The following is a 26,572-nucleotide window of genomic DNA, read 5'->3' on the forward strand; positions in this document are numbered from 1 at the left end:
GATCTAAGTCGTTGTGAGAAAAACAAAACGCGTCACCATTAAAGATATCGCGGAGCTCGCGGGGGTATCAAAAGCCACCGCCAGCCTGGTTCTGAACGGCCGCAGCAAAGAGCTTCGGGTGGCGGAGGAGACACGCGAGCGTGTGCTTGCGATTGCCAAAGAACATCATTATCAGCCCAGCATTCACGCCCGTTCGCTGCGGGACAACCGCAGCCACACCATTGGTCTGGTGGTGCCGGAAATCACCAACTACGGGTTTGCCGTTTTTTCTCATGAGCTGGAGACCCTCTGCCGCGAGGCGGGTGTTCAGCTGCTGATCTCCTGTAGCGATGAAAATCCGGGCCAGGAGACGGTGGTGGTCAATAACATGGTGGCCCGCCAGGTGGACGGGCTGATTGTCGCCTCCAGCATGCTCAACGACGCGGACTATCAAAAGCTGAGCGAACAGTTGCCCGTTGTACTCTTTGACCGTCATATGAACGACAGTTCTCTGCCGCTGGTTCTCACCGATTCAATTACCCCAACCGCCACACTGGTGGCCGACATTGCGCGCCAGCATCCGGATGAGTTCTACTTCCTCGGCGGTCAGCCGCGGCTTTCCCCGACGCGTGACCGTCTTGAAGGGTTTAAGCAGGGGCTGCGTGACGCTGGCGTCGAGTTACGTCCGGAGTGGATCATTCATGGTAATTACCATCCGAGCTCCGGCTACGAAATGTTTGCCGAGCTTTGCGCACGCCTGGGCCGCCCGCCAAAAGCCCTTTTTACCGCCGCCTGCGGTCTGCTGGAAGGGGTGTTGCGCTATATGGGGCAACATAATCTGCTGCAAAGCGATATGCGTCTGGCCAGCTTTGACGATCACTATCTCTATGATTCTCTGACCATTCCTGTCGATACCGTTCGTCAGGATAACCGCCAGCTCGCCTGGCACTGCTTTGATCTGATTGGCAAACTGATTGAAGGGGAAACGCCGGAGCCGATCCAGCGTAAGCTGGATGCCACCCTGCAACGGCGATACAAGGCCGTAGAGTGACAGGGTAACGTCTGAGGGTGACATCAATAACTTTAATTAATTAAAGATTGGATTCAGCCGATAACCAAAGGGAAATTATATCCCTGAGGTGTGTTATGTCGTTGAAAAAATCATCCCTGATTATCCTGTTTTCCCTGCTTTTCTTCTTTGTGGCCAGCACTATCACCAGCGTTGGGCTCATCATTAAAAGTAATACTTCGCTGGATAATGTGAACAAAGAAATTCAGGTGGTTCTGTCCATTATTGATCCCATTAACCACAGCCGAACCCTGCGCGTCAGGGTTATGGAGTATGTGAAAATGGTGGAAGCGGGGGACGCTACCGACCCGTCTGCGAAACTGGCCTCGGTTAAAGAGGCGCTGACCAAAGCCGATAGTGCATTTTCGGCGTTTATGGCCTCGCCGCGTTTGCCGGACGAAGCCCCGCTGGTCACTGCCTACCAGGAGGCGTGGCAAAACTACCGTAACCAGGGACTGGCGCCTCTCATCGCCGCTGCCGCCGCTCACGATGTGTCGCGGTTCAACGCTCTTATTCCCGTGGTGTCTCGACTCGATCGCCAATATGAAATTGTGCTCGATCAGGTTCTCTCCGTTCACCAGAAGTACGCCAAAACGCTGAACGAGGATGCGAGCCATAATTTCGTGTCGGGTCTGGTTATTATCGCCTGCATTGCGGTGCTGTTCGTGGTGGTGATCTTCGCCGTCAGCCTGCTGATGAAACGCGTGGTCTTTGCGCCGGTGAACCTGGCGCGCGAGCACTGTCGCCAGATTGCGGCCGGGAAGCTGGACGTACCGGTACCGATCAAGCGTGATTCCGGGAATGAAATCGATCACCTGATGTCCTCGATGGAGCAGATGCGCCAGGCGCTGCTCTCCACCATTTCTCAGGTGCGCGATGCCAGCCACACTGTGACGCATGCGGCGCAGGAAATTGCCTCCGGCAATATCGACCTGGCCTCCCGTACCGAGCAACAGGCTTCGGCCCTGACCCAGACGGCCGCCAGCATGGAAGAGCTGAGCGCGACGGTGGCGAATAACACCGACAACGTTTTCCAGGCCGGTAAGCTGGTGCAGGATGCCGTGAAAAATGCCCATACCGGTGAAGCGGTAACCCGTGAAGTCATCGAAACGATGAATACTATCGCGTCCAATTCGAAGCGTATTGAAGACATCACCAGCGTCATCAACAGCATTGCTTTCCAGACTAATATTCTGGCGCTAAACGCGGCCGTTGAAGCGGCGCGTGCTGGCGTGCAGGGGCGAGGATTTGCCGTGGTAGCAAGTGAAGTGCGCACCCTGGCACAAAAAAGCGCGGTGGCGGCGAAAGATATCGAAAGCCTTATCGCCCAGTCTGTTTCCAGCGTGAAAAACGGTGCACAACTGGTGAATCGTTCGGGAGAGGTGATTGATTCTATTATCAGCTCTGTGAATAAAGTGCATACGCTGATGGAACAGATTTCGGTTGCCTCAGAAGAGCAGAGCCGCGGGATTGGTCAGGTTGGGCAGGCCGTAACGGAGATGGACGGTGTGACCCAGCAGAACGCGGCGCTGGTGCAGCAATCCGCCGCCGCCGCGGCCTCGCTGGAGGAGCAGGCGCAGCAGCTGTCCCAGAGTATCTCGAGCTTTAGTTTGCCTGCTACGGCGTGATGTTCAGAGAGGCTCCTGAGGGAGCCTTTTTAATGTCTGCATGTAGCCGCTGCACAATCTCCTTCAGCCATTACTGTTATCCGTACAAAGCCGCTATCACATAAATTTTATCTTTCCCCGGCAATATTTCTGTTCCTCATCCGTCTACCTCATCAGAGACCATAATCATTCAACATAAACGAGGTACACATGAGAAATTTTGATATGCACGGAAAAGGTCAAGGGCGTGGTTTGGGCCGCCATCGTATGGGTAAGGGCATCGTGATTGGCGCAGTCCTGTTCGTGGTGCTTGGCCTGCTGGTCATGTCCCTGTGGAACGCGTTGCTCCCGGCCATCCTGGGGGTTAAAGCCATTGGCTTCTGGCAGGCGCTGGGGATCCTGCTGCTGAGCCGCATTCTTTTCGGTGGGCTGGGTTTCCGTCCGGGCATGTTCGGTGCGCACCGCCGTATGCACGAACAATGGATGAATATGAGCCCCGAACAACGTGAGGCCTTCATTCAGCAGCGTCGGGCGGGATTTGGGCGCCACGGTCATTGCCGGTGGCACGATGGCCGGGATGAAAAGCGAGATGATAACGGTGCAAAAGCGCCGGAAGCCGAGTGAGCGATATGAAAGCCGGTGAGGCGGGGGAATCATTACTGATCTCGGCACTCAATGCCTGCCGCGCGCGGCTAAAAGCCTTCATTCGCGGACGGACTGCGGTTCGTGATGATGTCGATGATATTCTTCAGGAAGTGACCTGGCAGTTGATGAAAGTGGAACAACCGGTCGAGAACGTCGCCGCCTGGCTGTTTCGCGCCGCACGAAATGAGATGATCGACCGGGCGCGAAAAAAGCACGAGGTTTCACTGCCGGGGTACCTGACAGCAGATGACGAGGACTTTCCGGAGCAGGAGATTGCAGAAACGTTATTCGGCCTACCGCAAACGCCGGAGGAAGAGTATCTCAACATGCTGCTATGGGAAGAGTTGGGGCAAGCCCTGTCGGAACTGCCGCCACCTCAGCGCGAGGTGTTTGAAAAAACGGAATTTGAGGGCTACAGCATGAAGATGCTGGCAGAGGAAACAGGCGACAGTGTGCAGGCGTTATTATCCCGCAAACACAAAGCCGTGCGATTTTTGCGTAGTCGCCTCAAGGATATTTATGAAGCGTTGACAGGACAATAAACTTCGACCACTCTGAAAAACAATATTTTAAAGGGGTCGTTATGCTTCAACGGTTAGCAAAGAAAAAGGTGCTGTTACTCTCTGCTCTGATGGTTTCAGGGCTGGTCAGGGCAGAGGAGTCGCTTCCGGATGTGGTGAAGCACTTCAGTGAACAGCAGGACATCAAAATCATCAAGAAAATTGACGCCCCCGGCGGCGCGCCAGCGTGGCTGGGGAAATATCAGGACATGGGCGTGACGCTCTTTCTGACCCCTGACGGAAAGCACGTCGTGTCTGGTTATCTTTATGATGAGAAAGGAACCAACCTCAGCGAGGCCTTTTTCCAGAAAGAGATCTACGCCCCGATGGGCCGCGAGATGTGGAAAAAGCTCAATGCGGCGCATCCCCTGAAAGAGGGCGCGGAGAGTGCCCCGCGCAAAGTCTTCGTCTTTGCCGACCCGTTCTGCCCGTACTGCAAGCAGTTCTGGGCTGAAGCGCAGCCGTGGGTGAAGGCTGGCAAGGTTCAGCTCAATACGCTGCTGGTTGCATTTCTTAACCCAAACAGCGGGCGTAACGCCTCCGCGATCCTGAATGCGAAAGATCCGGTGTCGGCCTGGAAAACGTACGAGCTGTCCGGCGGGAAAAAGCTGCCGAAACCTGAAGCTGCGGCTTCCCGGGAAACCGTTGAGATCCTGCAAAATCACCAGACGCTAATGGACAGTCTCGGCGCGAATGCCACACCGGCTATTTATTACCTGAATGAGCAAAACGAACTGCAACAGGTCGTGGGTATGCCAGACGCAAAACAGCTTGAGGCGATGTTCGGGCCGAAGCCGTAAAAGAAAGGCAGAAACAGAACGTTTCTGCCTTTTTTCAGTCAATTACCCCAGCGTCCCCGGAGGTAATTTACCGCCTCCTGCGTCTGCGGCTGGTTAAGATAGTCTTCACGGAACAGGATGGTGCCCTTAACGTCTGGCAGTGAATCGTTGAGGTCGAGCTGTTTTTTCAGCTCCGGTACGCCGCCGTTCACCGTCCAGTCCGGTTCGTTTCTGGAAGGCGCGCCCACTTTGTAGAACGCGATCCCGATATACAGGCGGGTATGGGTCGGTTTCACCACGTCAGCCCACCATTTTGTCAGCACATCGTAACGTGCCGCGTCGCGGGCGAAGGGCCAGTAGATCTGCGGCGCAATGTAATCCAGTAAACCCTGCTGTACCCATTTGCGCGTGTCAGCGTAGGATTCATCATAGGCTGCGGCACCGCGCGTGTCCGAGCCTGCCGGGTCGAAGGAGCGATTGCGCCAGACCCCCGCCGGGCTAACGCCAAATTCGACCTCAGGTTTAGCCTGCTTGATCGCCCTTGAAACCTGCACAATCAACTGCTGCGTATTGTGTCGACGCCAGTCCGCTTTTGACGCAAAACCTTCGCCATAGCGCCTGAAGGTCCAGGCATCATTCAGGGTGGACCCCGGCGTCTCGGTGTAAAAATAGTCATCGAACTGAACGCCGTCGACAGGGTAGTGATTTACCACTTCCATCACCACCTGGGTTATCCAGTCCCGCACGTCGGGAATGCCCGGGTCGAGAACAAAACGATCCCCCGAGGTGCGGATCCACTCCGGATGCTGGACGTACACGCTGGAAGGATGAAGCGACGAGGTGCGGTTAAGCGCGGCGATGGTCGACGGCTTCGTGTTGGTGGAAACGCGGTACGGGTTAAACCAGGCATGAACCTTCATCCCGCGCTTGTGCGCTTCATCCAGCATAAACTGAAGCGGATCGTAACCGGGATCTTCCCCGATAGTCCCCGTCAGGGTATCTGACCAGGGCAGTATTTTAGAGGCCCACAGCGCCGTACTGTCCGGTTTTACCTGAAAGAAGACGGTGTTGATCCCAAGTTTTTTCAGCTTATCGAGCTTGTCCGTCAGCGCCCGCTGTTGCTGGGCGATACGCTGGTCCGCGCTACGGCCATTCACCGATGACACGGGAGGCCAGTCGAGACGGGAGACGGTCGCCAGCCAGATCCCGCGCATGGGTTCGTTAGTCTGCTGTAGAGGTTTCGCCTGCGGCAGCGGGGTAACGAGTGATTTGGGTGGTTTGGAAGTGCAACTTACCAGTAAAAGCGCGCAGCCAAGCAGCGCGCCAGTCCGTTTTACGTGTCGCATCATTTGCGTGTTAGCTCCTGGGTGTCCGGCTATCCGTCCAGGGATTAAACGCCGGTTCGTCCTGTTCCCCGTTACCGTCATCGTGAAGAGAGTCGAGGTAGAGGGCTTCAACTTCCGCCCGCGCCCATGGGGTGCGGCGCAGGAACTTCAGACTCGATTTAACACTCGGGTTCTTGCGAAAACAGTTGATTTTGATTCGGTTGCCCAGTTCATTCCAGCCATATCGCGCAACCAGCGCGTTAACCTGCATTTCGAGCGTTACGCCATGCAAAGGATCGTTGGAAATATGTGCTGTCATAGGCGTCCGGTAGTCTCAGTTTTTATGGGGATGTGATAAACGCTCAAAGGTTACAAGAAAGCAGGGGACGCGGCAATTTCAGCGTGAGGTTCTTCACCCGTGAAGGGTGAAGAAGATTTTCCGGTTAACGCTATTTTTTAAACAGTTCAGGCGCCCACGGCGTCGGGTCTACCTCCATAAAGGGCGCACGCTCAAAGCGGGACTTAAGCGCGCAGGGCACCGTACAGTCGAAAATCGTTTTGCAGGTGATCCCGTTGCCACGAATGGAGGGGCTGTAGTCCGGGGCCTGAGACGGATCGAGCTGGTGTCCGCGGATCCCCGGCAGATGGGTGATGCTGACATCGCCCTGCATACGGGTGGTCATCGCCCACAGGATGTCGTCGCTGTCGAAAATATCCACATCTTCGTCGACGAGAATAATGTTTTTAAGCTCGGAATAGGTGGCTAACGCGATGAGTGCCGCCTGACCCTGACGCCCTTCGTCAGAGGGCTGGCGTTTTTTCACCTGCAATACGCCAAGAAACTTGCCGCCGCCAGCGGTATGCGCATAGACGTTTTGCAGAAAACCGGGGATGGCTTCTTCCACCGCATTACGGATGCTGGCCTCCGTTGGCAAACCGGCCAGCGTGGTGTGCTCCTCGCCCGGTCCTACCAGGGTTTGCAGGATCGCCTGATGACGCATCGTGACGGCCTTCACTTTGATTACCGGTAAGGAGGGGTTAGCCTCCCCGCAGTAGCCGGGAAATTCCGGCATCGCGTGCCCGGTGTGGGTATGCTGATCTTCTTCTACACGCACGCCCGGCAGCAGTTCGCCTTCGATGATAATTTCCGCACGCGCTATCGCTTTTTCATTTACGGCCACACCCTGCACCAGCTCTACGGGGGTCTGACGTAACGCGCCGGCGACACCCAGCTCGTTGTAGCCGAAGGGCGTGGTAGGGGCTTCGAAACAGGCGCCAATATAGATAGCGGGATCGAGACCCATATTGATCGTGACCGGCAACGGTTTGCCCGCCTCCTCGGCTTTCTTACGGAACACTTCAATATGGCGGCCTGCGGCAAGGAACATGGAGAGCTCATCGCGCTCCTGCACGCAGAGACGGTGAATAGTGACATCGGTCAGTGAGGCATCTTCCGGATCGCTTGCCAGCACCAGCCCCAGACAGAAGAACGGACCGGCATCTATCGGCGTGTTGGTCGGTGCCGGAAGCAATTTACGCAGATCGAAGTCCGGATCGTCGGCATAAAACACCTGTTCCTGACACGGCGCCTGTGCCGCCGGAACCACAACGGGAGCAATCGGGTTTTTCACGGCCTGGCCGACATGTTTTGCCAGTTCAGAGGGCTCGCAGCCCAACAGGAGCGCCGCCCGCTCGCGGCTGGCGTGCATTCCGACCAGAATACGCGAGTCGGGATATCCCTTAATAGCGTTAAACATCATCGCCGGGCCAATGCGCGTCGGACGTTTTACCGTGCCGCCAGCACCAATATGCCGGTACACACCCGCCAGCTCTGCGTCAGGATCGACCGGATGGCTGGTTTCAAGGTATTGACCTTCATGGCGTTTGAGCAGTTCGATAGCACTTCTGAGATCGTTGATGTGGTTTTTCATATTTCCCTCCTCGGATGAAGGCTTCCATTCTTAACCGGACGAAGAGGGCTATCAATTGCATCGTTTATGCTATTTTAATATGAATTTTATTATCAATAATAAAGGCATGGTATGCAGTTTCGACTGATGCGCAATTTTATCGTGGTGGCGGAAGAGCTTCACATGCATCGGGCGGCGGAGCGCCTTAACATGGCGCAGCCAGCGCTGAGCCAGCAGATAAAAACGCTTGAAGATCGTCTTGGGGTCTTGCTCTTTAGCCGGGCGAATCGTCGCCTGACGCTGACGCCAGCCGGTGAGGCATTTCTCAGTAAAGCCAGAGTCGCGATTTTAATGACCGATCAGGCGATTCTGGATGCCAGACAGACGGCCAGAGGGGAACAGGGCGTGCTGAATCTCGGATGTGTTTCAAGTGCGATATTCGACAGTAAGCTACCCGCCGCGCTGCGGCTTTTACATGAGAAATGGCCCGCCATCAGCCTTTCTATGATGACGGGTAACGTGCAAACCCTTTATACCGGCGTGCAAAGCAACCAGCTGGATGTGGCCATTATTCGTGCCCCGTTACCGCTATTGCCTGACGATCTGCAAAGCCGTCCATTTACAACGGAAAAGGCCGTGCTGGCCTTACCTCGTCAACATGGCCTGGCGGGCTCCGCCGCGCTGACGCTTGCGTCGGTGAAAGAGGAGAAGTGGATCGCCCTGCGCGACCCGGAGGGGATGGGGCTGGAGCAATATTTCTATGATGCCTGCCACAGCGCGGGCATACAGCCTGACGTTGTGCAAAATGCCACCGATGTCCCCACGGTGATAAGTCTCGTCTCGGCAGGGTTTGGCATCGCCATGCTGCCGGCTTCAGCGAAGGCGATATGCGTACAAAACGTCGTCTTTGTGGATATTCTTGACCGACTCCGGGAGAGCGAGCTGACGCTGGTTTGCCACCGGATTATTCGCTCTGAGGTCCTGAAAAAATTGATGAGCATCCTCGATCATACCTGACGTCCGGCGGCCTGAAGAAGCTGTTCTCGCAGCCAGCGGTTAGCCGGATCCTGGCTGTTTTTCGGGTGCCAGTACATACCGATGACGATCGGAGGGAGATCCAGCGGCGGCGGAAAAATATCAAGCGTTTGCGTGAACCGTAGCAACATGCGTCTGGGTAGGGTGCAGAGCAAATCGGTACCGGCAACAATCGCAGGCGCCATCGCATAGCTTTGCGTCGACATCACCACGTTACGCTGGTGGCCAAGCCCCGCCAGATGCTGATCGACAAAGCCCGCGAACGGGTCGCCCTCGGATGAAACCACCAGGTGGGAAAGGCTGCAATAGCTTTCCAGATCCATCGGCCCCGTACCGCGCGGATGGCCTTTACGCTGGGCGGTGGCATATTCATCGTCAAACAGCTTGCGTCTGACCCATGCATCATGCGCCCCCGCGTTAACGCCGACATAAATATCCACATCGCCATTTTCCATCTGCGCTGGCAGCAGCGGGGTTTCCGGGAGCGCAAAACGCAGGCGGATGCCTGGTGCTGCGCTGCTAATCTGATTCTGCAACTCTGCCCCCAGCATCAGCGCCGGGTTCTCGTGCAGGGCAATCACAAAGGTGCGGTTGCTGTTCTGCGCGTTGAACGTGGTGGGTTCAAGCATCGCCGATATACCCTGTAAAACCGTCGTGACCTGCGGCCTTAACGCCTCGGCGCGCGGCGTAGGTAACACCCCACGTCCGTGTGGGGAAGGGATAAACAGCGGCTCATCGAACAGGACGCGCAGGCGCGCAAGGCGGGCAGACATCGCCGGCTGGCTGATGCCCAGCCGCGCGGCCGCATGGGTGATATTCTGATCCCTGAGTAACGCATCCAGCGTCAGGATCAGGTCCATATCCATATCGGAGGAGGGCATCTTATTGTGCGTCATAGCTTGCTGCCGTTGTTCAACAGGGAAGGTTAGCCATTGCCAGAAAAGCAGTCACTGCATTACCTGGCTCCTGCATGCGGCTGATCATGACCAGATTTGCGGTCAGCGCCTGAGCATTCAGGTTGCGGTAAATCAGTCCGGGTATTTGCACCTGTTGCAGGGGGGCGGGAACCAGCGCCAGACCGAGCCCGGCTGCGGCAAATGCCAGAACGCTTAGCGTACTGTTTGAACGATGTGCCACGCAAAAACCATCCCCGAGCTGCTGCGCCAGCAGCACAGTCAGATTTTCATTGGCGTCATGCGCGTCGTACAGGACCAGGGGATGACCGGCGAGCATTTCAACGGAGAGGTGCGGATGGATGGCTAAGGGATGATCATCACACATTGCGATTATCATCTCCCAGTTTCCGGTTTTCTGCACCCTGATCTGCGGATCGGCTGTCGTACTGTTATCCGGTGTATAACCGACATCAATATGCCCTGCGAGGATCGCAGCTACCTGTTTCTGGGGAGCGATTTCCTGAATGGTGACTTCTGCATCCGGATGGGTTTTACGGAAGCGACGTACATCGGTAATCATTTTGCCACTAAAAATGGCGTTACCGGCAAAACCGACCCGTACACGCCCTGTCTCTCCCCGTATCGCACGCTGGACTGCCAGACGCGTGTGTTCCATCTGTTCCAGCATCAGTCTGGCTTCGCTGAGAAGAAGCGATCCGGCCTCAGTAAGTTCCACACGACGGCTGGTGCGGATAAACAGCGGACCGCCTAACTCAGTTTCAAGGGCTTTAATCTGCATGCTGAGCGCAGGCTGAACAATATTGAGTCGCTCAGCCGCGCGTCCAAAATGCTCTTCTTCTGCAACAGCCAAAAAATAGCGTAAGTGCCGGAGTTCCATTGCCACCTTGATTCATCATTAAAAATGATTGTTTAGTAAAATATATATATTTGAGTATAAACCGCTTCACGGCCAAACTGAACGCATCAACTCAAACAGGAACCAAACAATGCAAACTCACCAACTGCAAGACCGTCAGGATCTTAACGACCTCATGAATGGCTGGATGCACCGCGACCTGGGCGAATGGGAGCAGCTGCGTAATCTTTTTCATCCGGACGGCACAATCGAAATTACGTGGTTCGAAGGGCTCGCGAGCGATTTTGTCGAGGGTTCCATGCGTATGGGCGCTTCAGATTTGCGCACAAAACATATGATTGGCTCGCCCGTCGTCACTTTTAACGACCGCGGCGACAAAGCGATTCTTGAAACCAATGCGATGATCATCGCTGAAAATATAAAACTTAATATTGGATGCGAATGCCACAATCGTTTCTACGATCTGGCAGAAAAGAGAGAGGGCGTATGGAAGCTGTTCCATCGTCAGAGCATCTACGACATGGGTATTTTCACCTTTCCTCTGGGCCCGGTTGAGATTGATTCAAAAATTGCTGCCAACTATCCGCGGGAATATGCCGCGCTAGCTTATCTGCTGGAACAAAGCGGTTTTCCCCTCGGCCGCGTATTTGCCACGCGTGACAGTGAACTAGAAGCAAATATGAAAGCGAACGCAAAAAAATGGCTGGCTGTCTGACAGGTTGAGCGCAGGGCCGAACAGATTTCGCCGGCTGGTTAATACCCGGCCGCGGGGCCCTGGGCGTGAGATAGCGGTCCCAGGCTGAAATATTTAGCCTGGGACGCAGAGACTCTCTTATTGGGCGTCCCGGTTGGTATAGGTCACCGGACCCCACGCGTAGCCTTCCCGCTCACCTTTCTTCACATACCCGATCCCGGGGAAAGGCAGATGTGGCGCCGCAATCAGATCTTTGTTTTTCACAAACTCAGCGAACGCTGCGTTGCGTACCCGGGCGGCTCCGTCCTGATCCTCATCGTAAGCAATCGTCACGTTGGGCTGTGGGAACTGAACCGCGGCAACGTGAATGATGTCGCCGACAAAGGTAATTTTTTCACCTTTGCTCTCCAGCGTGTAGAACGCGGACCCAGGGGTGTGGCCCGGGTGAACCGTACCGCTGATGCCCGGCAGAAGCTGTTCCGTCCCGGAGAAAGTCTTCACTTTCCCGGCATCCAGATAGGGCTTTAAGGTCTTGTGCGCGACGTCGAAGTAGTTCTGGTCATAGCCAGATTTTTTCTGGTTCTCGTCGTTAAAGAAGAAATCGATATCCGGTTTGCCGACATACACCTGTGCGCGGGTAAATACGCGCTGACCGTCTTTGACCAGGCCGCCTGCATGATCGGAGTGCGCGTGGGTGATCAGGATATCGGTGATGTCCTGCGGCCTGATACCCTGCGTCGCCAGGCTTTCAATCAGCCGCCCGCCTTTGCCAGGGCCAAAGAGCTGACCGGAACCGGTATCCACCAGAATTTTGTGGCCGGGCATAGCGATATAGAACGCGTTAATCGATGCTTCCACCGGATTGGCCTGGAAGTTTTTGGCCAGTAACGCATCGGTATTTTCCGCCGTCGTCCGGCGCAGTAAGGCGTGCAGGTCCTGCGGCACGCTGCCGTCCGTAAAGGCGGTGACAATCGTATCGCCAACCTGAACGCTGTAGCCGCCGGCCTGCTGTTTCAACACATGCTGCGGAACGCTGGCCACCGCGTGGATCGCGGGAAAGAATAAAACCGAACCGGTCAACAGGGTTGATAACGCAAGTTTTTTCACAGTAAACATGATGGGCTCCTCAATAGTAAGTTCATCATAGTTCAACTGAGATTTTTGAGAACAGCAGGGAAGTGAATGTGACCTATCCATGAAATGGATAGGTCTGAGAGGATGCTTTACAGCACGCCGGTACCGCCGTCAGAGCACCATACTTGTCCGGAGGCGTATGAGCAGGTATCTGAGGCAAAAAGCACATACAGCGGTGCGATTTCAACCGGCTGGCCCGGTCGGCCCAGGGGCGTATCTTCCCCGAATTTCTGAACTTTGGACTGCGGCTGACCGCCGCTGGACTGAAGAGGCGTCCAGTATGGACCTGGCGCGACGGCATTCACCCGAATGCCACGTGGCCCCAGCTGCTGAGCCAGAGACTTAGTAAAGGCCACGTTACAGGCTTTGGTCTGCGCATAGTCCACCAGGATCGCGCTCGGTTTAAACGCCTGAACGGAAGTGGTGTTGATGATCACGGCGCCTTCCTGCAAATGGCGCAGCGCAGCTTTAGTAATCCAGAAGGGGGCATAGACGTTGGTTTTAAACGTCGCGTCGAAATCTGCCGTGGTGAGATCGTCGATCGATTCGCAGTACTGCTGGCGTCCGGCGTTGTTCACCAGGATATCCAGGCCACCCAGTTCTGCGACGGCTTTTTCCACCAGCGTATCGCAGAACGACTCCACGCGAATGTCGCCGGGAATGGCGACCGCTTTACGGCCTTCGGCCCGAATCAGCGCAATGACCGATGCCGCATCGGACTCCTCTTCCGGGAGATAGCCAATAGCCACATCTGCACCTTCACGGGCATAGGCGATCGCTACTGCGCGACCAATTCCGGAATCACCGCCGGTAATCAGCGCTTTTTTTCCTGCCAGTTTGCCTGATCCGATATAACTTGTTTCACCGTGATCCGGTATTGGCTTCATTTCCGATGCCAGCCCGGGGGCCCTTTGCGGTTGTTCAGCAAACGGTGGACGAGGGTAATGCAGCGTGTGATTATTTCCTGTAGACATACCGGCCTCCTTAATAGTGAATTCCAAGATTAGTCGTTAATTAAACGTAAGCGGGCAAAATTGACAAATTCAGACAAATCTATCTTCCGGGAGCGGATATAAAATATTTTCTCAAGCCAGCATGTAATACCAAAAAAGGGCGACCTCATCTTTTTCCGGCAGGGCGTTGTAAAGGTAGCGATCGTAACCGCCGAGAATAAACCCATAGTGACGATAGAACTGACAGGCAGAAACATTAACGTTCTGCGTCTCCAGCCGTAACCCGGGCGCATTGAGGCTTCGCGCCCAGACGTGGGTGGCGGACATCAGCTTGTGCGCCGCGCCCGTACGGCGTTTTGAACGCTCCACGGCAATGTAATCCACCGAAATAAATTTATTCCAGTTGCAGGACGCGGTAATAAAACCGGCGATTTCACCGTCATCCGTTTCGGCGATAAGAAATATTGAATCCGGATTAACGCAATGATTTTCCAGCGTCTGGAGATCAAGTTCATAGGTTTTAAGATAAGGTTCGGTCAGCGCCTCGATATGCAAATCACCATTGAGAAATGGCTCTCTGGCAATCTCATCAACCTTGAAAGAAAAATCACAACATTCAAGGCGGGCGAGGTCTGTACTTAATCCTTTTCGAATATGCATAGTATTCCTTAAGTGGGAGTTATAAATAGATAATAGACGAAGCGGCATCTCCTGCTGGCATAACACTCTGTAGATCCTGGTCTAAGCTTGTATTTCGTTCCGCGTAAAAGGTGGTCATTCGAGGACAATGAATGGAATTCAGAACATGTCGCAGGCACTGGGGTGCTGAGTTTATTTCCGATGACGTTGTACGTTTTCGCGTCTGGGCAGAAGGGCAGAAAGATCTCACATTACGTTTAACCGATACCGACATTCCCATGGCGGCGGTGGGCGACGGCTGGTTTCAGATTGACGTGCCCGGCGTCAGGCACGGTACGACCTATCAGTTTGTTTTACAGGATGGAATGGCGGTGCCGGATCCGGCCTCACGCGCGCAGCAGGCTGGCGTCAACGGCCCGTCGGTGGTGATCGACCCGCGTCGCAGCCTGCCCACTCAGCGGGAATGGCAAGGACGATCGTGGGAAGAGACGGTGATCTACGAGCTGCATATCGGCACCTTCACCGGGGAAGGAACCTTCAGGGCGGCCATCGACAAACTGCCTTATCTGGCCGGGCTGGGTATTACGCAACTGGAAGTGATGCCCGTGTCCCAGTTCGGGGGCGCGCGCGGATGGGGGTATGACGGCGTACTGCTGTATGCCCCGCACTCGGCTTATGGCACACCGGATGATTTTCATGCCTTCATTGATGCCGCCCACGCGCTCGGGCTTTCCGTGGTGCTGGATATCGTACTCAACCACTTTGGCCCGGAAGGTAATTACCTGCCGTTGCTCTCGCCAGCGTTTTTCCATCGGGATCGTATGACCCCGTGGGGCAACGGTATTGCCTATGAGGTTGAGGCCGTCCGGCAATACATCGCCGAGGCGCCGTTATTCTGGCTCTCGGAGTATCATCTTGACGGTCTGCGCTTCGACGCCATCGACCAGATCCATGACGACGCTGAGACCCATATTCTTCCCGAGATAGCGCAACGGATCCGCGACGCATTTCCGGATCGGCATATCCATCTGACCACCGAAGACAGTCGCAACGTGATATTCCTGCATCCGCGCGATGAGCATGGTCAGACGCCGCTTTTCACCGCCGAATGGAATGATGATTTTCACAACGCCGCGCATGTCTTCGCGACCGGGGAATCACACGCCTATTATCAGGATTTTGCCTTTGAGCCGGAGAAAAAACTGGCGCGGGCGCTGGCAGAGGGCTTTGTCTACCAGGGGGAAATCTCGCTTCAGACCGGAAAATCGCGCGGGGTAGAGTGTCGCGAGCAACCTCCGCAGTTTTTTGTCGATTTTATTCAGAATCACGACCAGGTCGGCAACCGTGCCCAGGGGGAGAGGCTTATCTCTCTGGCAGGGGCGGATAAAACGCGTGTGCTGTTTGCGGCGCTGCTTATGTCGCCTCATATTCCGCTGCTGTTTATGGGCGAGGAGTATGGCGAAACGCATCCGTTCCTCTTTTTCACCGACTTTCACGGCGACCTGGCGAAAGCCGTGCGGGAAGGGCGCGCGAAAGAGTTTACCGGCCATGCCGGGCACGATGAAACCGTACCGGACCCCAATGACGTAAATACCTTTATGCGGTCGAAGCTTGACTGGAACAAGGCAGACACGCAGGAAGGCAGGGCGTGGCTGCACGCTACGCGCGAACTGATTGCGCTGCGTCAGCGCTTTATCGTCCCGCTACTGAAACAGCGGGGCGCCGTGGAGGGTAACGTCCTGCAAACGGCGCTCGGCATGGTTGCCGTGAGCTGGCGTTTCCCGTCCGGTACGCTGTCGCTGGCGCTGAATATCGGCAAAAAGCCGCTCGCCTTACCGAACCTGCCCGGAAAAACGATCTTTAGCTGGCCGGAGGCAGTCGATAACCTGCCGCCAAACAGCATTGTTGTTCGCTTAGCTGATGGAGAAGCAGCGCTATGATCCCTTCCTCTACTTACCGAATTCAGTTTCGCAACGGCATGACCTTCGATCGCGTGGTGGACCTGATTCCGTATATGAAAGACCTTGGAATTAGCCATCTTTACGCGTCGCCTGTTTTCACCGCAACCACGGATTCCACCCACGGCTATGACGTGACCGACCCCAACGAAATCGACCCGGCGATTGGCGGGCGGGAAGGGTTTGACCGCATGGCGGCGGCGCTGAAGCAGGCAGGGATGGGACTGATTCTGGATATCGTTCCTAACCATATGTCGACCTCGCTGGAAAACCGCTGGTGGCGCGATGTTATAGAACAAGGCAGGCAGAGCCGCTATGCGGCGTATTTTGATATCGACTGGTCCCGATCGCTGACGTTGCCGTTTCTTGGCGACACCTTTGAAGCCGAGCTGGAGCGGGGAGCTATCACCTTAAAACGTGACAGTGTCACCAATGACGCAGCGCTGGTTTACTATGATACCGCCTATCCGCTTAATCCCGGCACGTATGCCGAAGGCAAGAGCATCGCTGAGATCCACGAGGCGCAAAGCTGGCGGCTGATGTCCTGGCGGGAAGCGCCGAAACAGCTTTCATGGCGGCGCTTTTTTGAAATCACCGGGCTGGTCGGCGTGCGGGTAGAGGATGAGGCGGTCTTCGCAGACACGCACCGCCTGATCCTTGAGCTTGTTCACGCCGGGGTTGTCGACGGCCTGCGCATTGACCATGTGGACGGGCTTGCCGATCCGCTGGGCTATTTGCAGCGCCTGCGTGCGGCGACCGGGCCGGATTGCTACATCACGGTAGAGAAGATCCTCGCCAAAGGGGAACAGCTTCCTCCGGAGTGGCCGGTCTCGGGTACTACGGGCTATGAGTTTATTGCCTCGCTGGCGGAAGTGCTGGTGGATGATACCAACCTCTCGCGACTGGAGACGCTCTACGACGAGACGCTGGGTACGACCGTGGACAGGCAGGCGGAACTTCGCAAAGCCAAAGGGCTGATGACCGATCGTAATTTTGAAGGTGAATTTACCACGCTGCTCAAAATTGCCAGCGAGCTGGCCGGGCATAACGGCGCCGAAGTGGAGCATGAGGATATCCGCCATGCCCTGCGCGAGCTGCTTATCGCGTTTCCGGTGTATCGCACCTACGGCACCGGAGAAGGGCTGACGTCACCGGATGTGGCGCTGCTCAGTCGCGTGGTCGCCAGCGTCAACGCCTCTGAACCCGCTCTCAGCCTGATCGTGCGTATTCTTACCGGCGATCTGCCTGAGGATGACCACGCGCTGGCCTCGCTTTTCCGCACCCGTTTTCAGCAACTGACCGGGCCGCTGATGGCGAAATCGGTAGAGGATACGCTGTTCTTCCGCCATAACCTGGAGCTGGCCCTGAACGAAGTCGGCGCTGACCCGACGCCGCGCGCATTTTCACTTTCCCGTTTTCATCAGGAGATGCGCATTCGTCTTGCCCGCCAGCCCGATGCGCTGCTGGGAACCTCCACCCACGACACCAAACGCGGCGAGGATGCGCGAGCGCGACTATACACGCTGACGGAAGCGCCAGATCTGTGGGGGGAAAACCTGGCGCGCTGGCGGCAGATGAACCAGACGCAGGTCCGATTCCTCAACGACGGCACCGCGCCGAACGCCGCCGACACCTGGATGATCTTCCAGGCGCTGGCGGGCGTCTGGCCAGCCACGCTGTCGCCTGACGATCGAGATGGCCTTAAGTCACTGGAAGAGCGTTTTCTCGGCTTTATTGAGAAAGCCCTGCGCGAGGCCAAGCAGCGTACCGACTGGATCGACAGCAACGAAGGGTACGAGAGCGTGGTGCTGGACTACGTGCGCCATCTGCTCTCCCCGGATAACACCCTGTTCCTGCGTGATTTCAGTGCCGCACTCCAGCCGTTTATTCGGGCTGGGTTAATGAACAGCCTGAGCCAGACGGTGATCAAGCTGACTGCGCCAGGCGTACCGGACATCTACCAGGGCAGCGAAGGGCTTAACTTCAGCCTGGTCGACCCGGATAACCGCCGCGAACCGGATTTCACCGCGCTGGCGGAAAACCTCAGCGTAGCGGATGGAACCATTTTTAACGATGCGCAACGCTGGCGAGACGGCAGCGTGAAGCAGTACGTCACCGCCACGCTGTTACGGCTGCGGCCGCATTACCCCGCGCTTTTCCGCTACGGCGACTGGCTGCCGCTGAAGGTGACCGGCGAGCGGGAAGAGAATCTGATCGTTTATGCCCGCATAAAAGATGACGAGGCGCTGATCGTCGCCGTGCCGCGTCTGGTGTTTGACGTCACCGACAATGCGATGCTGTGGGCCAATACTATGGTGGCCATACCCCAGGAGCTGGCCGGGAAGCACTACCGGGATCTGTTTACCGGTGAGCGCCGCCTTCTGCCAGAGACGCTGGATTTAACGTCTGAAAAGGGATGTTTGTTGGTTCTGCTTACCTGCGACTAATCGAGGAGAACAAAAATGCCAAAGGATACAACGTTTGAAATTCGGGCCGGTCATGGCCAACAGTTGGGCGCAAATTATGACGGGAAAGGAGTGAATTTCGCCCTGTTTTCCGCCCATGCGGAGCGGGTGGAGCTGTGTCTGTTTGACCCATCGGGAAAAACAGAAATCACCCGCCTGGAACTGCCGGAATATACCCATGAGGTCTGGCACGGCTATGTGCCGGATCTGAAACCGGGGGCGCTGTATGGCTACCGTGTATATGGCCCTTACGATCCAGAGAACGGTCACCGGTTCAACCCCAATAAGCTGCTTATTGACCCCTATGCCCGTGAACTGGTGGGTGACATTGAGTGGAACGATGCCCACTTCGGCTATGAGCTGGGACACGACGAGCTGGATCTCAGCTATGATACGCGAGACAGCGCGCCGTTTACGCCCAAATGTAAGGTCATCGACCCCAATGCCGTCGACTGGCAAGACTCCCGCCGACCCGATATCCCGTGGCCGCATACCGTGGTTTATGAGAGCCACGTAAAAGGCTTTACCCAGCTTAACCCGGCTATTCCGCCTGAACTGCGCGGTACGTTTGAGGGGATGGGGCATAAAGCGTCGGTGGAGTACATCAAAAGCCTCGGGATTACCTCGGTCGAGCTGCTGCCGGTTCATTGGTTCCCTGACGATCAGCACCTGCTCGATCGCGGTCTGAAAAACTTCTGGGGCTATAACTCGCTCGGTTTCTTTGCGCCAGCGTCACGCTATTACGGCCCGGCGGGGATCCAGGGTTTCCGCGACATGGTGCGTGCCTATCATGACGCGGGCATCGAGGTGATCCTCGACGTGGTCTATAACCACACGGCGGAGGGCAACGAGCTGGGGCCAACCCTGTCGTTTAAGGGAATTGATAACTTCTGTTATTACCGCACCATGCCGGATCAGCACCGGTATTACATCAACGACACCGGCACCGGGAACACCGTTAATACTTCCCACCCGCGCGTATTGCAGATGGTCATGGACTCCCTGCGTTACTGGGCAGAATCGATGCAGATTGACGGTTTCCGCTTTGACCTCGGGACCATTCTCGGACGTGAGCCGGAGGGGTTCGATCCGCGCGGCGGCTTCTTCGATGCCGTGACCCAGGATCCGGTGCTGTCGAAGCTGAAGCTCATCGGTGAGCCGTGGGATATCGGCCCCGGCGGGTATCAGGTGGGAGGCTTCCCGCCTGGCTGGGGTGAGTGGAACGACAAATACCGCGATACGGTACGTGAATACTGGAAGGGGGATAACGTCTCTAACGATTTTGCCGCCCGTCTGTTAGGGTCCGGTGATTTGTACGATCTGCGCGGGCGTCGTCCGTGGGCCAGCGTCAATTTTATTACCGCGCATGACGGCTTCACGCTGAACGACCTGGTGTCGTACAACGAGAAACATAACGCCGATAACGGGGAAGATAATAACGACGGACATAATGATAACCGGTCGTATAACTACGGCGAAGAAGGGCCGACGGAGAACCCGGATATCATCGCCACCCGCGAGCGGCAAAAGCGCAACTTCCTCACCACGCTCTTCTTCTCGCACGGTACGCCGATGCTGCTGGCAGGGGATGAGTTTGGCCGGACGCAAAAGGGCAATAATAACGGCTACTGTCAGGACAGCGAGATCTCCTGGGTAAACTGGAAAGGGCTCTCTGAAAACGACGAGAAGCTGCGCGACTTTACCCGTCGGTTGATTGCCCTGCGCGCGACGCAGCCGCTGCTGCGACGTGAGAACTGGCGCGACGGGCTGGAGATCCGCTGGTTTAACGCCGGCGGCGGACCGCAGCAGTCGGAACAATGGGACGAGGGCTCCACCCTTGGTCTTGCCATCAGCCGCCCGGATCTTAAGCAGGAAGAGGGCGTCTGGCACGACGTGCTGATGCTGTTTAACCCGTTTGAAGGTACGGTGCCATTCCAGATCCCGCAGTTTGGTGAAGGGGGTTGGGTGCTGGAGCTTTCGACGGCGGATGAGGCCCCCACAGGGGAAATCATCACGGAATCCGTCGATTATGAACTGGCCGGGCGGAGTATGACGCTTTTCCGCCGTCCTTAAAGCGAGGCCGCCGCGCGTGCGGCGGTATCATACAGGGAGGAGATCGCGCGGAGTAACTGCGCGGTCTCGCCAATCGACGCGCCCGGAATGCCGCTTTCCGCATGAATGTTGATCAGGCAGGCCTCCCGCACCTCCCGGTACTTCATGCACAGCGCTTTTCCCTCCTCCGTGGTGGAGAAAAAAAGCTCTTTTCCGGCTTTCTCGCTGGTGACATATCCCGCCTTGACCAGCTTTTTCAGCGCATACGTCACCACGTGGGTATCTTCCACGTTCAGCACAAAGCAGATGTCGGCCAGCTTTTTCTTGCGGTTGCGGTGATTCACATGGTGTAGAAGCGAAACGTCAAAGGCCCCCATATCCGGTTCACCCGCAGCGGTCATGCAGCGCACCATCCATTTGTTAAACGCATTGCTGGTCATGATCAGCGCATATTCCAGCTCTGATAATTCAGCACACCGCTCTGAGACGAGATGACGGGAGGAGACGATTCGCCCGTCCGCAATATCGTCGTGGTTTAACGCTGTCGTCTTTTTCTTAACTGTCATAACGATCCTTCCCCCGAAATGTAAACCCGTCGATAAAATAAGAACATTTTATTGATAAATTGTTTACATGTTTTTGACGTTCAGATATAGCTTTTTAGTGCAGGTTCTGTGGAGCCTGACGCAAAACACAACATCGCGCGCCGTAATGCACCGGCTTCGCTCTGCTGCGAAGTATAAAAAATAGCCGTCGGCGCGCAACGCTCACTTTGGATAGGGTAACGTTTATGGACAGTTCTACACTGTTGCCACTTATCGGGATTCCGGTAGTGGTTATTGGTTTTGCACTGCGTTTCAACCCGCTGCTGGTTGTCGTGGTGGCGGGGCTGGCGACGGGCCTGCTGGTTGGCATGGATTTCGGTATGCTGCTGGAAACCTTTGGCGAAAAGTTCGTGAATAGCCGATCGCTTGCCACCTTCATTCTGATCCTGCCTGTGATTGGCCTGCTGGAGTATTACGGGCTGAAAGAGCGCGCCCAGGCCTGGGTCGCGAAGATCGCCAGCGCCACCTCGGCGCGTATCCTGATGCTCTACTTTGTCGCCCGCGAAGGGACGGCTGCGCTGGGCCTGATGTCCCTTGGCGGCCACGCGCAAACGGTGCGTCCGCTGCTGGCGCCGATGGCGGAAGGGGCGGCCCTGAATGAATACGGCGAACTGCCGCAGACTATCCGCGACAAAATCAAAGCCCATGCCGCCGCGTGTGACAATATCGCGGTTTTCTTTGGGGAAGATATCTTTATCGCCTTTGGCGCGGTACTGCTGATTGATGCGTTCCTGAAAGAGAACGGGATCGAGGGGATCGAACCGCTGCATATCGGCCTGTGGGCCATTCCGACCGCTATTGCGGCACTGATCATCCATATGACGCGTCTGCTGCGCCTCGACGCCAGCATTCGTCGCGACGTGATGGCCTGGAAAGCAGAGCAGGGTACGCAGGAGATCGCACCATGATGACCCTCATCACCATTAACCGCGTGTATTACCTGATCGGCTTCGTCGTGATGCTGCTGGTTGTGATGACCCTTCGCGACCGCGCTAACCCGAAACGCTATACCACGGCGCTGTTCTGGTTTCTGTTCGGCGGGATCTTCCTGTTTGGCGATCTGATGGTGCAGGAGCTGGGTAAGTCGCTGGCGTATCGCATTATTGGCGGCGCCGTTATCGTGATTGCGCTGCTGGCCGGTTTCGGGCTGGTCGGGAAGGGGCACTATAAAATGTCCACCGAGGAGGAGCGTGTTGCCTCGTCGAACCGGCTGAAAAACTGGCTGTTTTTACCGGCACTGATGATCCCCGTGGTAACGGTCATCGGGACGCTGTTTCTGAAAGGCGTGTCGATTGGCGGCGTTTATCTGCTCGACCAGAAACAGCTTACGCTGGCGGCGCTGTGCGTGGCCTGCGTGGCGGCTATCCTTACCGGCTGGTGGCTGACAAAAGGTACGCCGCTGCATGCGGTGCGTCAGTCGCGTCGGCTGGTCGATACCATTGGCTGGGCGGTGATCCTGCCGCAGATGCTGGCCATGCTCGGCGGGGTGTTTGTGGTGGCGAATACCGGCGAATCGGTACAAAAGGTGGTCAGCCTGTTTGTGAACCCGGACAGCCGCTTCATGCTGGTGGTCATTTACTGCGTGGGGATGGCGCTGTTTACCATGATCATGGGTAATGCCTTCGCAGCCTTCCCGGTGTTAAGCGCCGGTATCGCTCTGCCATTCCTGATTAACGTCCATCACGGTAACCCGGCGCCGCTGCTGGCTATCGGTATGTACGCAGGCTATTGCGGCACGCTGATGACGCCGATGGCCGCCAACTTCAACATTGTGCCCGCCGCGCTGCTGGAGCTAAAAGACAAATATCAGGTTATCAAGATCCAGATCCCGACCGCGTTAACCCTGCTGGTGGTGAACGTGTTCTTAATGTATTTCCTCGTGTTTCGCTAAGGAGCTGCAATGGAATTAACGCAACATCAGGCTGACGCCTTCGCCAGAATGCCGTTGAACTATTTACGTCAGGAATACCCGAACCACATTATGCATCTGCTCAACGATGACGGCGACGTTCTGCCGCCTCGCGAGCTGCACCCGATCTTTTACGGCTGTTTTGACTGGCACTCTGCGGTGCACGGCTACTGGCTGCTGCTGCGCTGCCTGCGTCTCTGGCCCGAACTGCCGTGTCGGGAAGAGATCATCACTCTGTTCGAAGAACACCTGACCGACGAGAAGGTGGCGAAGGAGCTGGCCTATTTTACCGCGCCGTTCCGCGCGTCGTTTGAGCGGCCTTATGGCTACGGCTGGCTGCTGGCGCTGGCGCAGGAGCTGAAACAGTCGTCACTGCCACAGGCGGAGCGCTGGTACCAGACGCTGCAACCGTTAACGCGGGATATTCGTCAGCGGCTGGTGGATTACCTCAGCAAGCTCACCTATCCCATCCGCGTCGGAACACATTACAACACGGCGTTTGCGCTCGCGCTGGGGCTGGATTATGCCCGGGCGGTGACGGATGACGGGCTTGAACAGGCGATCCTGGACGCGGCGACGCGCTTTTATCATACGGACACGCAATATCCGGCGCATTATGAGCCGGGCGGCGACGAGTATATCTCCGGGGCGCTGACCGAGGCCCTGCTGATGAGTAAGGTGGTGGAGAATTTCCCGGCCTGGTTCGATGCGTTTCTGCCGGAAGTGGGTGCCGTTTCTGCGCTGATGAACCCGGCTGAGGTAAGCGACCGCACCGACCCGAAAATCGCACATCTGGACGGGCTTAACCTCAGCCGCGCGTGGTGTATGAAGCACATTGCCCGTGCTCTGCCGCAAAACCACCCGGCGCAGCAGGCGTTACAGGATGCCGTTGCGCGCCATCTTTCGGCAAGCGTGGAACATGTTGTCGGCAGTCACTACAGCGGCGGCCACTGGCTGGCGAGTTTTGCGCTGCTGGCGCTGGAGTAGCGCTTAGTTATATTTTCGTGCTCATCCTGTTTCCGCAGGATGAGTGATTTTACGCAACCGGCTCGCGCTGACGACGACCGCTACCGCAGAAGCTGCGGCGGCGACCCACAGCGCAACATGAATTGACCTTTCATCTGCGGCCAGCAGAACGGCCACGGCGGCGGCGCCCAGACACTGCCCGAACGTGCGCATAATGGATAAAACACCGGATGCATAGCTCGCATGCTCACGAATAACGTTGGAGAGCATTTCCCGGTTATTGGGACTCTGAAAGCAGCCAAACCCCACTCCGCACACCAGACTCCGCAGGCAGATATCCCACACTGAAGGGCGGGCGGGTAATGTTGCCAGCAGGATCAAACCGACGACAAAAATCATCAGCCCCAGGGTGGATATCGCCGGGGCTGAAATCGTGTCTGCCCACCGGCCTGCATGCGGCGCAATCAGTACGATCCCTAGCGGCCACGGCGTAAACAGCAGGGCAGACAACACCGGGCTGTAGCCGTATTCGCTCTGAAACAGGAAGGGCAGCGCAATAAAGGTGATCCCCTGGCTGACAAAAGCAAGCATTGACGTGAAGGCCGCGAGGGTAAAACGTTCATTTTTAAACATCATCGGCGGCAGTAAGGGGTTATCCGCGCGGCGGATCTGCCAGATAAACGCCATGCCGCTCAGCGCAGCGAGCATTGTCCAGCAAAGACTGCCAAGGTGATAAGTCGCGTCATGGAGGCTGTTCGCCGCCATGATCGTCGACCCCAACAGCAGCGCCGACAATATGGCGCCCGGGGTGTCGAAAGGCGCTTGCTTTCGAACCGCATCCCGCGGCAGCGCTTTGACCGCCAGCAGTAAGGCGAGGGTGCCGGGAACAACGTTTATCGCAAACAGCCATTGCCAGCTCAGGGTGTGAAGGATCGTCCCGCCCAATACCGGGCCGATAGCGGAGCTGGAGGCGATGAGCAGGGCGTGCAACCCCAGAATGCGGCCAAGCAATCGCCCGGGAAATACGGACCGCAGGATTGCGGGGGCAATACTCAGCGTCGCCGCGCCGCCGATCCCCTGAAGCACGCGCATACCGATAAGCACTTCGGGTGTATTCGCCAGCGCGCAACCCAGTGATGTCAGGGTAAAGGTCGTCAGACCTGCCAGAAATACGGGGCGATAACCCAGGCGGGCCGCAAGCGCCGCGAATATCGCCAGCGTCATCGCAGCCGCCAGCAGATACCCGTTGGCGAACCAGACGGCAATACTGGCAGGTACCTGCATCTCCTGAGCCATGGAGGGCAGGGCAATGTTGATCATGGTGCCATCAAACACGCCCATTAAGGTGGTGGTCATAATTGCGGCCATCACCCGTGCGCGCGCCGGGCCAGGCAGTCCTTCGTCGCCGGGTTGACTGGAAAAGAGCGTCATTATGTTGTCCTCTGAGAAGAGTGTATGGATGACAAAACTATAAAGATGGCTTTTACAGGGCGGAAGGCGCACCATTTACACTTTATCGTTGCACGAAACGCCTTATCTGAATGAACAGGAATGAGCGCTATGACCGATCCTGATTTTAATTTACTGATTGCACTCGACATATTGCTGAGCGAAGCGAGTGTCGCAGGTGCAGCACGTCGTCTGAACCTCAGCACCTCGGCCATGAGCCGGACATTAAGCAGGTTACGCGACGTTACAGGCGACCCGATCCTGGTGCGCGCCGGGCGTAGCATGGTACTGACCCCGTGGGCCGAAGCGACCCGGGATCGCGCCAGACGTGCAGTGCACGAGGCGAGGGCGGTATTGCAGCCCTCTACTGAAACGTTCAGTGCGCAAAGTCTGGCGCGCCTTTTTACCATCAGGGCAAAAGATGGTTTTGTGGTGGCGTTTGGGCCTGCGCTTATAGCGGCTGCGGCCGACGCCGCGCCGGACGTCTGTATACGCTTTGCGCCTAAGCCGGAAAAAACGTCGCGCTATCTTCGGGAAGGGCTGGTTGATCTGGAGATTGGCGTCCAGAGCAATATGGGGCCTGAAATACGGCTGCAACGGTTGTTTGAGGATCGGTTTGTGGGCGTCGTGCGTAAGGGACACCCGCTGGCTAAGCAGGCAGAAATAGGCGTGAAGGATTATGTCGCCTGGGGCCATGTGGTAGCGTCACCCGAGGGCGCGTTGCACGGTTCCGTTGACGATGCGCTGGCCGAGCTGGGGACAAAACGTAAAATCGCGAGCGTCGTACCGGGATTTCCGACGGCGCTGTCCGTGGCGCTGGAATCGGATCTTATCACCATGATACCCGCGCTCTATTTACTCAATCAGCAGGTAACGGACCAGGTACACGTTTTCGAGCTGCCGTTCAAAAGCCGTCGTATTACGGTATCGCAGATGTGGCACCCAAGAATGGAACGCGACCCTGGTCACCGTTGGCTGAGAGAGCAAATTCTTGCGATATGCGGTGTGCAGAGGTCAGACATGATAAAGGGCGCTGTATAGCGATTGCTATACACAGCGCTTATGC

The 26,572-nt window shown here is 56.4% G+C and carries 24 protein-coding genes; 14 read left to right on the plus strand and 10 right to left on the minus strand.

What is annotated here, in order from left to right:
• Positions 1-13 precede the first annotated feature (13 nt).
• From H2Z33_RS19565 to dsbG, 5 genes are all read left to right on the plus strand, one after another.
• Positions 14-1,030, plus strand: a complete 1,017-nt coding sequence (locus tag H2Z33_RS19565) for a LacI family DNA-binding transcriptional regulator (protein ID WP_017693400.1) — start codon at positions 14-16, stop codon at positions 1,028-1,030.
• 95 nt (positions 1,031-1,125) lie between these two features.
• Positions 1,126-2,676: a methyl-accepting chemotaxis protein gene (locus tag H2Z33_RS19570; RefSeq protein WP_063134601.1), complete on the plus strand. Its 1,551-nt coding sequence runs from the start codon at positions 1,126-1,128 to the stop codon at positions 2,674-2,676.
• 189 nt (positions 2,677-2,865) lie between these two features.
• The gene (locus tag H2Z33_RS19575) at positions 2,866-3,279 is read left to right on the plus strand and encodes a hypothetical protein (protein ID WP_063134600.1); all 414 of its coding nucleotides are present in this window, start codon (positions 2,866-2,868) and stop codon (positions 3,277-3,279) included.
• A gap of 5 nt (positions 3,280-3,284) precedes the next feature.
• Complete coding sequence (locus tag H2Z33_RS19580; RefSeq protein WP_177799024.1) at positions 3,285-3,842, plus strand: RNA polymerase sigma factor; 558 nt, start codon at positions 3,285-3,287, stop codon at positions 3,840-3,842.
• A gap of 41 nt (positions 3,843-3,883) precedes the next feature.
• On the plus strand, positions 3,884-4,660 hold the full coding sequence (gene dsbG, locus H2Z33_RS19585) for a thiol:disulfide interchange protein DsbG (RefSeq protein ID WP_015570501.1): 777 nt from the start codon (positions 3,884-3,886) through the stop codon (positions 4,658-4,660).
• A gap of 38 nt (positions 4,661-4,698) precedes the next feature.
• Here the strand turns inward: dsbG and H2Z33_RS19590 are convergent, their stop codons facing one another.
• The 3 genes from H2Z33_RS19590 to H2Z33_RS19600 all read right to left on the minus strand — a co-directional run bounded on the left by H2Z33_RS19590 (position 4,699) and on the right by H2Z33_RS19600 (position 7,895).
• Positions 4,699-5,988, minus strand: a complete 1,290-nt coding sequence (locus H2Z33_RS19590) for a glycoside hydrolase family 10 protein (protein WP_045340994.1) — start codon at positions 5,986-5,988, stop codon at positions 4,699-4,701.
• A 7-nt stretch (positions 5,989-5,995) separates the two neighbouring features.
• Positions 5,996-6,283: a VF530 family DNA-binding protein gene (locus H2Z33_RS19595; protein WP_063134599.1), complete on the minus strand. Its 288-nt coding sequence runs from the start codon at positions 6,281-6,283 to the stop codon at positions 5,996-5,998.
• Between the two features lie 130 nt (positions 6,284-6,413).
• A complete protein-coding gene (locus H2Z33_RS19600; RefSeq protein WP_063134598.1) occupies positions 6,414-7,895 on the minus strand; it encodes a UbiD family decarboxylase in 1,482 nt (493 codons plus the stop codon).
• A 111-nt stretch (positions 7,896-8,006) separates the two neighbouring features.
• Between H2Z33_RS19600 and H2Z33_RS19605 the strand changes: the two genes are divergently transcribed.
• Positions 8,007-8,891: a LysR substrate-binding domain-containing protein gene (locus H2Z33_RS19605; protein WP_063134597.1), complete on the plus strand. Its 885-nt coding sequence runs from the start codon at positions 8,007-8,009 to the stop codon at positions 8,889-8,891.
• Here H2Z33_RS19605 and H2Z33_RS19610 read toward each other — a convergent pair.
• Together H2Z33_RS19610 and H2Z33_RS19615 are read right to left on the minus strand one after the other, a co-directional pair.
• The gene (locus H2Z33_RS19610) at positions 8,882-9,805 is read right to left on the minus strand and encodes a LysR family transcriptional regulator (protein ID WP_063134596.1); all 924 of its coding nucleotides are present in this window, start codon (positions 9,803-9,805) and stop codon (positions 8,882-8,884) included. The two genes, H2Z33_RS19605 and H2Z33_RS19610, sit on opposite strands and share 10 nt — an antisense overlap.
• A gap of 16 nt (positions 9,806-9,821) precedes the next feature.
• Complete coding sequence (locus H2Z33_RS19615; RefSeq protein ID WP_017693407.1) at positions 9,822-10,703, minus strand: LysR substrate-binding domain-containing protein; 882 nt, start codon at positions 10,701-10,703, stop codon at positions 9,822-9,824.
• A gap of 109 nt (positions 10,704-10,812) precedes the next feature.
• Here H2Z33_RS19615 and H2Z33_RS19620 point away from each other — a divergent pair, with 109 nt between their 5' ends.
• A complete protein-coding gene (locus H2Z33_RS19620) occupies positions 10,813-11,397 on the plus strand; it encodes a nuclear transport factor 2 family protein (protein ID WP_015570507.1) in 585 nt (194 codons plus the stop codon).
• Positions 11,398-11,514: 117 nt separating this feature from the next.
• Here H2Z33_RS19620 and H2Z33_RS19625 read toward each other — a convergent pair whose 3' ends face one another.
• The 3 genes from H2Z33_RS19625 to H2Z33_RS19635 form a co-directional block, all read right to left on the minus strand.
• On the minus strand, positions 11,515-12,492 hold the full coding sequence (locus H2Z33_RS19625) for an MBL fold metallo-hydrolase (protein WP_063134594.1): 978 nt from the start codon (positions 12,490-12,492) through the stop codon (positions 11,515-11,517).
• A 107-nt stretch (positions 12,493-12,599) separates the two neighbouring features.
• Complete coding sequence (locus tag H2Z33_RS19630) at positions 12,600-13,484, minus strand: SDR family oxidoreductase (RefSeq protein ID WP_017382335.1); 885 nt, start codon at positions 13,482-13,484, stop codon at positions 12,600-12,602.
• A gap of 111 nt (positions 13,485-13,595) precedes the next feature.
• Entirely contained in the window at positions 13,596-14,123 is a 528-nt protein-coding gene (locus H2Z33_RS19635) for a GNAT family N-acetyltransferase (protein WP_032653615.1), read from the minus strand.
• Positions 14,124-14,254: 131 nt separating this feature from the next.
• Between H2Z33_RS19635 and treZ the strand changes: the two genes are divergently transcribed.
• The 3 genes from treZ to glgX are packed head-to-tail and all read left to right on the plus strand — an operon-like array spanning position 14,255 to position 20,598.
• Positions 14,255-16,042, plus strand: coding sequence for a malto-oligosyltrehalose trehalohydrolase (gene treZ / locus H2Z33_RS19640; RefSeq protein WP_063134593.1), 1,788 nt, complete (start codon positions 14,255-14,257; stop codon positions 16,040-16,042).
• Positions 16,039-18,507, plus strand: coding sequence for a malto-oligosyltrehalose synthase (gene treY, locus H2Z33_RS19645; RefSeq protein WP_047062833.1), 2,469 nt, complete (start codon positions 16,039-16,041; stop codon positions 18,505-18,507). The genes treZ and treY overlap by 4 nt, the downstream gene beginning before the upstream one ends.
• Positions 18,508-18,522: 15 nt before the next feature.
• Entirely contained in the window at positions 18,523-20,598 is a 2,076-nt protein-coding gene (gene glgX / locus H2Z33_RS19650) for a glycogen debranching protein GlgX (protein WP_047728493.1), read from the plus strand.
• On the opposite strand, the gene H2Z33_RS19655 is transcribed toward glgX, so the two are convergent.
• Positions 20,595-21,143 carry a winged helix DNA-binding protein gene (locus H2Z33_RS19655; RefSeq protein ID WP_003857118.1) on the minus strand — a complete coding sequence of 183 codons (549 nt, stop codon included), beginning with the start codon at positions 21,141-21,143 and terminating at the stop codon, positions 20,595-20,597. The genes glgX and H2Z33_RS19655 overlap by 4 nt on opposite strands.
• 224 nt (positions 21,144-21,367) lie before the next feature.
• On the opposite strand from H2Z33_RS19655, the gene H2Z33_RS19660 reads away from it, so the two are divergent.
• From H2Z33_RS19660 to H2Z33_RS19670, 3 genes are read left to right on the plus strand one after another with little or no spacing between them, the layout of a single operon-like run.
• Positions 21,368-22,090: a DUF969 domain-containing protein gene (locus tag H2Z33_RS19660; RefSeq protein ID WP_003857121.1), complete on the plus strand. Its 723-nt coding sequence runs from the start codon at positions 21,368-21,370 to the stop codon at positions 22,088-22,090.
• Positions 22,087-23,073: a DUF979 domain-containing protein gene (locus H2Z33_RS19665; protein ID WP_017382341.1), complete on the plus strand. Its 987-nt coding sequence runs from the start codon at positions 22,087-22,089 to the stop codon at positions 23,071-23,073. The genes H2Z33_RS19660 and H2Z33_RS19665 overlap by 4 nt, the downstream gene beginning before the upstream one ends.
• A 9-nt stretch (positions 23,074-23,082) precedes the next feature.
• Entirely contained in the window at positions 23,083-24,078 is a 996-nt protein-coding gene (locus H2Z33_RS19670; protein ID WP_048973857.1) for a DUF2891 domain-containing protein, read from the plus strand.
• Between the two features lie 21 nt (positions 24,079-24,099).
• Here H2Z33_RS19670 and H2Z33_RS19675 read toward each other — a convergent pair whose 3' ends face one another.
• Positions 24,100-25,488, minus strand: coding sequence for an MFS transporter (locus tag H2Z33_RS19675; protein ID WP_048973858.1), 1,389 nt, complete (start codon positions 25,486-25,488; stop codon positions 24,100-24,102).
• Positions 25,489-25,617: 129 nt separating this feature from the next.
• Between H2Z33_RS19675 and H2Z33_RS19680 the strand changes: the two genes are divergently transcribed.
• A complete protein-coding gene (locus H2Z33_RS19680) occupies positions 25,618-26,547 on the plus strand; it encodes a LysR family transcriptional regulator (protein WP_198091808.1) in 930 nt (309 codons plus the stop codon).
• The last annotated feature ends 25 nt before the right edge of the window (positions 26,548-26,572 follow it).

Origin of the sequence: Enterobacter sp. YSU, from assembly GCF_016082135.1 — a bacterium.
In the GTDB taxonomy this organism is placed as follows: Bacteria; Pseudomonadota; Gammaproteobacteria; order Enterobacterales; family Enterobacteriaceae; genus Enterobacter; species Enterobacter hormaechei_C.